Raw genomic sequence first — 10,687 nt, 5'->3', positions numbered from 1 at the left:
GGTGCGGGGCCAACTAAAAGCCGGGTGGCGGCTGCGCCTTACCCGGCCTACAAATGCAGGGTTTCGTAGGCCCGGTAAGCGAAGCGCCACCGGGCGATGTCTGGTGCGGCGTCAAAAAAAGCCGGGTGGCGGCCGCGCCTTACCCGGCCTACAAATGCAGGGTTTCGTAGGCCCGGTAAGCAAAGCGCCACCGGGCGATATAGGATGAAGGCGTCAACAAAAAAGGCCCTGAATAATCAGGGCCTTCGCTTCTGGGGAGGGATAATTTTTTTGTGTTCTGTGTGCTGGCGAGCCCAGCGAGGCGCGTTTAACTCCCCCCGCGAACATCCACATCAGCTCACACAACAACCTGCGCAGCGATTTTTCCATTTCCGGTAACAGCGACTGCTGGCACAGCACCTGGGTCAACGTCTGGCAGTATTCACACAACGCTTCGGCATCCGGCTCAAAATATGACGGCGTTTCGGGCAACGCATCAACGGTAAAGCGCTCGATAAGATGCGCCGGGATAAGTTCACTCAGCGTCGGGCGCAGCAGTGCGAGGCACGCGCCGATTCGGCCCAGCAGCGCCAGTTTGTAGGCGGGTTCGTTACATTCCATCAGGGTTTCGGCAAAACGGTCGCAGCAGTCGGCGAGATCGGTGAAATCTGTCGCGGCGGTGAACGGGACGCTCAGTAAATTTTCTGCGAGGGTAATAAAGGGAATCATTAGGTCATTTCCATTCAGTGATTTTTAAAAGGCGCTAACGCGCCGGTATGTCGTCACTAAGGATTTCAGCAGGCCAATCCCGGCACCTGATGTTGCAGGTGCCGGGAAATAATACGGCGATAGCCAGATATCTACATCTGGTATTACTGGAAGGAGGATCTCGTTGTGGAATGTAATTATTTTCGGGTGGTTACATCATTTTAATCAATGAGTTGCATTGGATTATTGACTAAGTTGTTAGTCCAACTGGGCAAGTAACACAGTAAGCCTGTTGCGATTCAATAATCCTCTTCTGTATAAATAGTGAAAACCTATAAAACCAAGACGCCAAAACGGGACAATAACCATGATTTCAAAGGACAATGCCGAGCATTATGTCTGGGGCGATAATTGTGACGGCTGGTATCTCGTTAACCGCAAGGACATGTTGGTTATTCATGAAAAAATGCCGCCAGGAACCTGCGAAAAACGCCACTACCATTCCGTTTCCCGGCAGTTTTTCTTTGTGCTTCAGGGCGAACTGAGCATGGAGCTTGAAGGTGAGATGCATAAAATCAAGACCCAGCAGGGAATAGAAATCCCCCCGGGTTCAGCGCATCAAGCCAGTAACAACACTCAATCTCCCGTAGAGTTTATCGTCATTTCTCAGCCCACTACGCGAGGTGATCGCACTGACCTCCCTGCTTCCTGAGGAATGTGGCTAATGTCAGGTCTGGTGTGAGCAGCGAGGAGCGGACGATGCTATCTTTGTCACTCTCTGAGCATTGATAAGGTATCGACTGATATGGATAAGAAATTGTCAGGTGGATGTTTATGTGGATTTATCAGATTCACAGCGATAAACCCTGCGTCATCTCACTCCTGCTCCTGCGATATATGCCAGAAGCATTCTGGTTGCCAGACCGCAGTATGGCTTGAATTCCACTCGGCAGATGTTGAATGGACTGGCGAAGGAGGCACGCCTTCTCTTTTCCGCTCATCTGCGTCTTCATCCAGAGCATTTTGCGCCAGATGTGGCAGTTCACTCGGTGCGATTGATGACACTCCGGTGACTGCTTTGCTCAGCGGTATTTTCGACCATAATGAATGCGCCTTGTTTTCGCCACAATCTCACTCATTTGAGGATATGAAACCTGAATGGTGGAGAAAAATCATGCCTGATACCGCGGTGTAATAAGGACGTGCCGGGCATTATTTTTTTGTCATACATGGATTAAAACTTATGAATATCTCTACAAGGGCAGCTCAACTTTCTGATATTGATAGTATCTTCGACGTCAGAACCTCGGTTGTTGAGAATCATCTGAGCCGCGAAGAAATGCAGCAGATGGGGATTAACGAAAGTGTCGTTGCCGATATGATTAAGCAGAGTCGATGCGCATGGGTTGCCACCGTAAACGACAACGTCATTGGCTTCTCAATGATTTTGCCGGATGACGGCTGTCTTTTTGCGGCGTTTGTTCTGCCGGAATACGAAGGCAGAGGAATTGGCCGTAGCCTTGTTCAGCTAGCCGAGCATGAATTATTCAAACATCATGAGATTGCCTGGCTTGAAACGGATAAAAATAGTCGTGCGGCGCAATTCTATGTGCAACTCGGCTGGGGGAATAAAAAGAATATCAATGACACGGATATCAGATTAGAGAAATACCGCGGTGTTTAATCTTCGGTAATTCTCTTCGATGCCCGCACCCGGCACTCAGCGGACAAGCAAACTGAGCTGAAAGTCCGCTGGGAGCGAAAAGCAGGTCGGATCTAGATGATAATGCTGCGATTGTTCAAGTGTCAGTGTCTTAGTCCGTAATCGATTTACTCATATTCACACCCGTAACCCCGAATCCACTGGTTTCATAAACATGCCGGGCGCGAGCATTATCACCAGCAACACGCAATCTGATCTCTTTAAAACCCTTTTCCTGCAGATACGCTTCAAAAGCACCTAGAGATTGTTTGCCAAGGCCCAACCCTTGGCTGGAGTTGAAAATATGAAAATCGCAGATAAAAACAGTGCGCTTAGTCGAGTCGGGCTTGTACCAGAGATAACCTATATGGCTGTTAGCCTTATCCGAGTGAGCAACAATACACATTAATACTTGCCCGAGTGTGTTAACTCCCTCGGGAAGCATTTCCGAAATCTCCTGCTTCGCTCTGGTAAGAGAATCACGAAGGGATACTCTGTAGTTTGATTCTATTTCACACGCATAATCATGAATAAAGTATTCGAGATAAGCAGGATACTCATCTTTTGTCATTGGTCGGAAAGAAATCACAAAGGGCCTCTCAACTTATCGTACTGAAAATATTAATATACTAATAACGATGCAGCCCTCTATCGTCAATAGTAATCATTTCTTACTACGCGTTTAGGTTTGGCGATGCATAAAAAAAAGCCAAGTCGCGCCTGGCACAAAGCAGACATGAGGAATTAATTTCGTATCACATTGAGCTAACAAAAGCAGAAACTTCGGCGCTGCTTAAATTCTGCCATTCCCTTACACCTGATGAATTATTTTCAAAAGGTGATAGCGAAGAAGAAAGCATGAATATTTTGCGCATAGTAGGCTCGTTAAAATGGATAGTTGAGAAGAAGAAATTTGAGCATATAAACAATTAAGGCCGCATTACGCGGCCTTTCTGTGATAGCGCTGGCGCTTATACGGCCTACGGGTTCAACTCCCCTACTTGATGCTACGCATCTCACCGTTTTAGCGGGTTCTGCGCAGTCCATTAATCCACAGCAAAACTCCGACGGCTGCCAGACTAAACATTGAAATACTATAAAGCGCAGTAAAAGCACCAAAGTTCTGCGCTATTACGCTGGTTATTCCGGTAGAGAAAGTCGCTGTCAGAATCTGCCCACGCCAGGTCATTGCACTGGCTTTCGCAACCTGGGTTTCTGTGAAATTTTTAAGCACGCCGAACGTGCCTAAAGCAAACACAATGTTTGAAGCCATGTGCGCGCTAAAGATCATACCCAGCCCGACGTAGGTAAAACTGGCGGAAAGCGGTAATAAAAAATAGCTTCCGATGAACCCGCCCAGACATATCATTAACAGCCCGTTATTGGCGGAATATCGCTGCAATTTATCGGGATTAAGAATGAGCGGCCCACAGAGCTGTCCAAGACTTCGCGCAAAAATCAGCGGCAGTGCCAATCCGGCTGAGTCTTCAGGCCTGATTTCTTGTGCCAGAGCAGGCAAAAGTGCCATTGCGGGGGAACCCACAGCGGCAAGCGCAGGTAAGAGCATAATGCTCCGTTTTTGCAAAGGAGATAAACATCGCCAGAGTAGCCTCTGCGTAACAGGCGCAGTCTCTTCAGGTTGTGGCGCAATCCCTTTAAAAACTGAGCCTGACATCAAAAGCAAAGCCACAGAAGCAGCGAAGCTCAGCGCATCAATGACAAGGAGACTCAGAAGAGAAACCTGGTCGAACAGTAAAAGGCCCAATCCGGTGCCAAGTAAAACCTGTGAAGCAAAAATTATTGTTTCCATTGCGGTTGCTGCAGGTAATTCGTCATGATGTAAACCGCGTTTAAACAGCAGTGTCAAAGCGGGATAACTCATGCCAGTAAACAGAGCTTCCCAACACTGCACCGCCAGCAAAGCGGGAATATTATGATGTAGCAAACCATACAATGGAAAAATAAGTGCCAGCAGCCCGAGTATCTCTGTAAAAATAAGAATTCGGAGTGGTGAAACTTTCTTACACAACGTTTCGCCCCAGAGACTCCCTATAAAACTGGGCAGCATCGATAGCATATAGACCAAGGTCAGAGTCGCAGGTGAAGCCTGCCAGTGTAAAAGTTGCCCAAAGACAATAATCTGAGTCAATCCATTGCCCAGCGACGACAGGATATAGGCACAACCGATGAAGCGCAGCCAACTATGACTACGCAATGCGCGAATGAGCGCAAGCAGTAACGTATTCATGCAGAGAAATTCTCATCTCAAATAACAGAAACCCACATAGCCCACAGGCAATGCGGAAAGTACACACTGTTAAAAGACGGAATATCTACACTGGAATAACACTCTTTTGGTAACAGATACAACAATGTAGCACATAAAAAAATAGCCGGTGCGCTTGAAGCCGAAATGTTTGCAGCATACACATTACAGGCCCCAACAAATCCCCTGCTCCTCTCGTTTTTCCTTCCACCAAATGCTACTTTTGACGTCAGCCGTTCCAGACAAGAGGACCTCATGAATAACAACAACTATCAACAACTCACCCGTACGTTCCTGCGCTTATCCCGTTTCTCTCACCTTTCCGCCATCGCTGGCTGGGATATGTTTGCCATGATGCCGCCGGGCGGGAGTCAGGCGCGCGGTGAAGCGCTGGCAGAAATGAGCGTGTTGCAGCATCAAATTCTCACCGATAAAAAAGTCGGTGAATGGCTGGCTGGCGCTGAAAGCGAAGATCTTAATGACGTCGAGCTGGCGAATTTGCGGGAGATGAAACGCCACTTCCAGCAGGCGTCCCTGCTGCCGGAATCGCTGGTTGAAGCAAAATCGCTGGCGGGCAGCAAATGTGAACACGCGTGGCGCACCCAGCGTCCAGCGAATGACTGGCAGGGCTTTTCGACTAACCTGAAAGAAGTGGTGAAGTACAGCCGCGAAGAAGCGCGTCTGCGCGCCGAAGCCAAAGGCTGCACGCCTTACGACGCCCTGCTTGATATCTTTGAACCGGACATGACCAGCGCCCGTCTCGACGTGCTGTTTGGCGATCTGAAATCCTGGCTGCCGGATCTGCTGGCGCAGGTTGTCGAAAAACAGTCACAGAAATCGTTCGTTCCGCCGCAAGGTCCCTTCCCGACCGCCGTTCAGCGCGAGCTGGGGCTGGAAGCGATGAAAATGCTGGGCTTCGATTTCAACGCCGGGCGTCTGGACGTTAGCGCCCATCCGTTCTGTGGCGGCGTGCCGGAAGATGTGCGCATTACCACCCGTTACGACGAAGACGAACTGCTGAGCGCACTGTTTGGCGTTGTGCATGAAACGGGCCATGCGCGATATGAGCAAAACCTGCCGCGCAACTGGCTCGGTCAGCCCGTCGCGCAGGCGCGTTCAACTGCTATTCACGAATCGCAAAGCCTGTTCTTTGAGATGCAGCTGGGTCGCAGCAATGCCTTCCTGAAACATCTGCTTCCGGCGGTGCATGCTCGCTTTGGCAGCCAGGCGGCGTTCAGTGAAGAGAACTTTATTGCCTGGAACCAGCGCGTGAAGCCGGGCTATATTCGCGTCGATGCGGACGAAGTGAGCTATCCGGCGCACGTGGTGCTGCGGTATGAAATCGAACGTGCGCTGATTAACGGCGAAATCGAAGTGGATGACATCCCGGCGCTGTGGGACGAGAAAATGCAGGCGTGGCTTGGACTCTCGACTAAAGATAACTACCGTAACGGCTGTATGCAGGATATCCACTGGACCGACGGCGGCTTTGGCTACTTCCCGTCTTATACCCTGGGCGCGATGTACGCCGCGCAGTTGTTCAGCGCCGCGAAAACGGCGTTGCCGGGTCTGGAGTCTTCCATCGCTGACGGCGATTTCTCGGCGCTGTTTGACTGGCTAAACCAAAACATCTGGCAGCACGGCAGCCGTTTCACCACTTCGCAGCTTATTACTCAGGCGACGGGCGAAGATCTCAATAGCCGCTATTTCCGCGAACATCTGACGTCCCGCTACCTATAATCCTTTTCGCTATCTGCCCCTGAACATTCTCAGGGGCAAACCCTTCTTATTGCTTAATGATGGTCATCGTATTGATGTTCAATCACCATCCCTTCCGCCACGCTGGCCACATGGCGTGCGCGAGGATGATAGACCGGCGCAGCGGCCACAGGCGCAGGCGCGACGTACACTGTCTGAGGCGCTGGCGCGGTAACGACGACGGCCTGGGGAACGGTAGCGGATGAAGGCACAATCACCACTTTATAACCTCTCGGAACATCCACGGTAACGTTCTGTGCAAAGGCCGAACCGGCCATTCCTGCCCCTGCAAGCGCAATAAGAAGAATCTTTCTCATAGATTAATAACCCTTTCAACAATGTGAGAATCTACTATCTGAGAAAAAGATTAAGTGAAAATTAGGACTGCGCAGTTCTGTGGTGCAAGAAATGCCTTTCATCCATCGACCATGTACACGCGCTTTGTACATTAGGTTACACGCCGATACCAATGACTCACGGAAGCCTCGAATCCATAAGGATATAGTTATTTCAACGGCCCCGCAGTGGGGTTAAATGAGAAACCAAATTCGAGGGTATGAGAATGAAAAAAGTATTAGCTCTGGTTGTTGCCGCTGCTATGGGTCTGTCTTCTGCTGCGTTTGCTGCTGATGCTGCAACCTCCGCTACCCCAGCTCCGGCTGCTGCTGCGACCACTAAAGCGGCGCCAGCAAAAACTGTGCACCACAAAAAACACAAAAAAGCAGCTGTAGAGCAGAAAGCTCAGGCCGCTAAAAAACACCACAAAAAAGCAGCAACCAAACCAGCAGCAACCACCACCACTGCTGCGCCAACTGAGCAGAAAGCCCAGGCTGCGAAAAAACACCACAAGAAAGCAGCAGCTAAACCTGCTGTAGAGCAGAAAGCTCAGGCTGCTAAAAAGCACCACAAAAAAGCAGTAAAACACGAAGCCGCTAAACCTGCTGCACAGCCAGCTGCGTAAGCCAACTCGCTAAACCGTGCCCCTCGCGGGCACGTTGCTAAATCGGCGCTGAGCCATAATAATCGGCGCCGTTTTTTTATCCGGAGGGCGTATGCTGCGACGCTATCGGTTTGAGTTCATCCTTATCACGCTTATTTTATGCGCGATTATCGCCAGCATGTTTTATCTTTCCTGAATGTAGCACGCTGATTTTACTCCCACTTTAACGCCGTCCCGTCTATAGTATTTTCACAGGGTTCATTTTTAATAATCATAATTACCCCACCAGAGTGTGATATGCGGAAAACTGTTGTGTTGTTACTGGGAACGTTCTGTCTCTTTTCTGGCCTGACACATGCGGATGATGGCGATGATAGCGCCATTGATGCGAAAGAGATCAAGACGCTGTTTTTTGGTCATGATGACCGTACGCGTGTCACCGACCCGACCCAGGCTCCCTGGGATGCCATCGGGCAGCTGGAAACCGCCAGCGGTAATTTGTGCACCGCGACCCTGATTTCCCCTCACCTGGCACTCACCGCCGGGCACTGTTTATTGATCCCGCCGAAAGGCAAACCTGACAAAGCCGTTGCCCTGCGCTTTATTTCGAAAAAAGGCGTCTGGCGCTACGAAATTCACGGCGTGGAAGGTCGCGTTGATCCTTCGCTGGGTAAACGTTTAAAACCTGACGGCGATGGCTGGATTGTGCCACCCGCTGCTGCCGAGTGGGATTTTGGTCTGATTGTGCTGCGTTATCCGCCATCGGGGATCACCCCACTGCCGCTATTTGATGGCGACAAAGCGGCGCTGACGGCAGCTTTAAAAGCGACTGACCGTAAAGTGACACAATCGGGCTATCCAGTCGATCATCTGGATTCGCTTTACACCCACACCGACTGCATCGTCACCGGTTGGGCACAAAACAGTGTGTTATCCCACCAGTGCGATACATTGCCGGGCGATAGCGGCTCCCCGCTGATGCTGAAAACCGACAACAGCTGGCAGCTGATTGGCGTACAAAGCTCGGCACCTGCGGCCAAAGACCGCTGGCGTGCGGATAACCGGGCGTTATCCGTGACCGGTTTTCGGGAAAAACTGGAAGCACTGGCGCAGGAATAACTCACACATATCGAACTTTACGTAATTCAATAATCGCCTCGATGGGCATCGGCTGGCTGAACCAGAATCCTTGCAACTGGTCGCAACCCGCGAGGCGAAGCAGTTTCATCTGTTTTTCGTTTTCCACCCCTTCGGCCACCACCGCCATGCCCAGCGCACTGGCTATTCTTACCGTTCCGCTCACCAGCGCCGCCGCCTGTTCGTCATTGTCCACCAGCCCGGCCAGCGATTTGTCGATTTTGATGGTGTCGAAATTAAAGCGCCTCAAATAGCCAATACTGGAATAGCCGGTGCCAAAATCGTCCAGCGCCACCGCAGTCCCCAGCGCTTTGAGATTGGAAATGGCGGCCCTGGCGCGCTCTGGATTTTCCAGCACGTAGGTTTCCGTCACTTCCAGCTGCAGACGATTGGCCGGGAAACGGGTCATCTCAATCACCCGCGCCACTTTTTCCTCGAATTCAGGGTCACGGAACTGCGCCGGGGAGATATTCACCGACAGCTTTAAATCGCTAAAAGGCTCCAGATCCTGACAGGCACGGCGCAGGACAAACTGCCCCAGGGCATAAATTAAACCGCTGGTTTCAGCGATGCTAATAAAGGCGTCCGGCCCCAACTCGCCCGCCGGACGCCGTGGCCAGCGCACCAGCGCCTCGACGCTGGTCATTTTCTGGCTGCGCGCGTCGATAATCGGCTGATACCAGACCTCAAATTCATCCCGTTCCATGCCGCTGCGGATCTCATTTTCGATAGCCAACTGCTGCTCGCGCACGCTGTTCAGCGCCGCGTCGTATTGGGTGACGCGGCCTTTGCCGGTGATTTTCGAGTGATACATCGCGATATCCGCCCGGCGGAACAGCTCTGAGCTGGTGCATTCAATCAACGTGCCGCTGGCAATGCCGATACTGGCGCTGATGTGGATCGTGCGCTCGCCCAGGCGCAGCGGTGCACTGAGAAAATCCAGCACATTGCCCGCAAACGCCGCCGCCCGCGCCTGCGAATACCCGCCCCCAATCATCATCGCAAACTCATCGCCTCCCATACGGGCCAGCATTCCACCGTCCGGCACCCTTTCACGCAGCGCGCGAGCCATCATAATAATCAGCTCATCGCCCACATCGTGGCCGTAAATATCATTCACATCTTTAAAACCGTCGAGATCGATAAACACCACGCTTTTGACATCGCTATCGCCGCGCAGACTGACCTGCTCCAGCGCCTCGATCAGCGCGCGGCGATTGGGTAAATGACTCAGCCAGTCCGTCAGCGCGACCCGCCGGGCCTGGTTTTCACCGCGCGCCAGTTTGTACAACCCGACGCTGCTCAGCAGAATAAACAGCAGGATCAGCCCCGCCGCCAGGATCACAATTTGGGTGATGTCACTCGAGGCAGCACTCGCCGCCTGCGCACCCGGCAGGCGCGGCTGCCAGTTGAGATAACCCAACAGTTCTCCCGCTGAGCTTTTCAGGGGGACGCTGGCCTCGCTGGTATGTTCCGGTGTGAAATTAAGGTTTTCAATCTGAAAGGTATTTCCGAGATCGCTCAGGATTTGCGGGTTGAGATGGCGGGTAATCACCAGATAGCGGCGCACGTCGTTGTGCACCTGTAAGCGGCCAATCATCGGGCGAATCAGGCCAATGCCGACAAACGCCACCCCCTGGCGCGTGCGGGTGATCCCGGCGTAAATATTTTTATCCGACCGAAGCGAATCGGCATTGTTACGAATGAGCGCCTTCAGGCCATTGCCAAAAAAATCGAGATTCTGCTCGTGAAAGGATTTGCTTTTAAACGAGCCCCACAGGACGTTGAAATGCTCATCCAGCACGAAAGTGCCGTCATACAGGTTATTGATTTTAAAGCCAGCGCCCCAGGTGTTGTACAGCCATTCAGTGTTTAAGGCCGGAGGATAAACTTCGCGGACGGCGTCATCCCAGACGGCATTATCAATCACCAGCGACCAGACGCGGTTGGCCGATGTCTGGATCGCCCCCTGCACGGAAAGCGCCGAACGGTGTTCATCTATTTCGTTGGTTTTACTGCTGATCAGGTGCAGAGAAAGATAAAGTAGCGCGACGACAGAAACGATCAAGCCGATCCCGGCCATAAAGATCATGACGAACAGGGTTTTTGCGGTGGGAATATTGCGCCAGCTTAATGGGTTATACATTCGCCGCCCTCTTAAAAGCACTTCTTTCTAAGAGTAATACAGGTAGCGAAT

10 protein-coding genes and 1 pseudogene are annotated in these 10,687 nt (G+C 51.6%); 6 read left to right on the top strand and 5 right to left on the bottom strand.

What is annotated here, in order from left to right; translation table 11 throughout:
- Positions 1-236: 236 nt before the first annotated feature.
- A pseudogene (locus tag C3708_RS00680) lies at positions 237-708 on the bottom strand (hypothetical protein).
- Between the two features lie 346 nt (positions 709-1,054).
- Here C3708_RS00680 and C3708_RS00675 point away from each other — a divergent pair.
- The 3 genes from C3708_RS00675 (at position 1,055) to C3708_RS00665 (ending at position 2,371) form a co-directional block, all read left to right on the top strand.
- Positions 1,055-1,399 carry a cupin domain-containing protein gene (locus C3708_RS00675; RefSeq protein WP_103949035.1) on the top strand — a complete coding sequence of 115 codons (345 nt, stop codon included), beginning with the start codon at positions 1,055-1,057 and terminating at the stop codon, positions 1,397-1,399.
- 93 nt (positions 1,400-1,492) lie between these two features.
- On the top strand, positions 1,493-1,882 hold the full coding sequence (locus tag C3708_RS00670) for a GFA family protein (RefSeq protein WP_095281890.1): 390 nt from the start codon (positions 1,493-1,495) through the stop codon (positions 1,880-1,882).
- Positions 1,883-1,930: 48 nt separating this feature from the next.
- Positions 1,931-2,371, top strand: coding sequence for a GNAT family N-acetyltransferase (locus C3708_RS00665; protein ID WP_103949036.1), 441 nt, complete (start codon positions 1,931-1,933; stop codon positions 2,369-2,371).
- 130 nt (positions 2,372-2,501) lie between these two features.
- On the opposite strand, the gene C3708_RS00660 is transcribed toward C3708_RS00665, so the two are convergent.
- Both C3708_RS00660 and C3708_RS00655 read right to left on the bottom strand, forming a co-directional pair.
- Entirely contained in the window at positions 2,502-2,978 is a 477-nt protein-coding gene (locus C3708_RS00660) for a GNAT family N-acetyltransferase (protein WP_103949037.1), read from the bottom strand.
- A 435-nt stretch (positions 2,979-3,413) separates the two neighbouring features.
- Positions 3,414-4,637, bottom strand: coding sequence for an MFS transporter (locus C3708_RS00655; RefSeq protein ID WP_095281887.1), 1,224 nt, complete (start codon positions 4,635-4,637; stop codon positions 3,414-3,416).
- Positions 4,638-4,910: 273 nt separating this feature from the next.
- On the opposite strand from C3708_RS00655, the gene C3708_RS00650 reads away from it, so the two are divergent.
- Positions 4,911-6,395, top strand: coding sequence for a carboxypeptidase M32 (locus tag C3708_RS00650; protein WP_103946360.1), 1,485 nt, complete (start codon positions 4,911-4,913; stop codon positions 6,393-6,395).
- Between the two features lie 53 nt (positions 6,396-6,448).
- Here the strand turns inward: C3708_RS00650 and C3708_RS00645 are convergent, their stop codons facing one another.
- On the bottom strand, positions 6,449-6,730 hold the full coding sequence (locus C3708_RS00645; protein WP_103949038.1) for a hypothetical protein: 282 nt from the start codon (positions 6,728-6,730) through the stop codon (positions 6,449-6,451).
- Positions 6,731-6,975: 245 nt separating this feature from the next.
- Between C3708_RS00645 and asr the strand changes: the two genes are divergently transcribed.
- Together asr and C3708_RS00635 are read left to right on the top strand one after the other, a co-directional pair.
- Entirely contained in the window at positions 6,976-7,374 is a 399-nt protein-coding gene (gene asr / locus C3708_RS00640; RefSeq protein WP_095281884.1) for an acid resistance repetitive basic protein Asr, read from the top strand.
- 276 nt (positions 7,375-7,650) lie between these two features.
- Complete coding sequence (locus C3708_RS00635) at positions 7,651-8,472, top strand: serine protease (protein ID WP_103949039.1); 822 nt, start codon at positions 7,651-7,653, stop codon at positions 8,470-8,472.
- Between the two features lies 1 nt (position 8,473).
- On the opposite strand, the gene C3708_RS00630 is transcribed toward C3708_RS00635, so the two are convergent.
- Positions 8,474-10,636 (bottom strand): bifunctional diguanylate cyclase/phosphodiesterase, encoded by a 2,163-nt coding sequence (locus C3708_RS00630; protein WP_103949040.1) that lies wholly within the window; start codon positions 10,634-10,636, stop codon positions 8,474-8,476.
- Between the last annotated feature and the right edge of the window lie 51 nt (positions 10,637-10,687).

Origin of the sequence: Lelliottia sp. 7254-16, from assembly GCF_002922995.1 — a bacterium.
Lineage (GTDB): Bacteria > Pseudomonadota > Gammaproteobacteria > Enterobacterales > Enterobacteriaceae > Enterobacter > Enterobacter jeotgali.
Note: the sequence above shows the minus strand (reverse complement) of the source record. Positions and strands in the feature narration are given on the sequence as shown.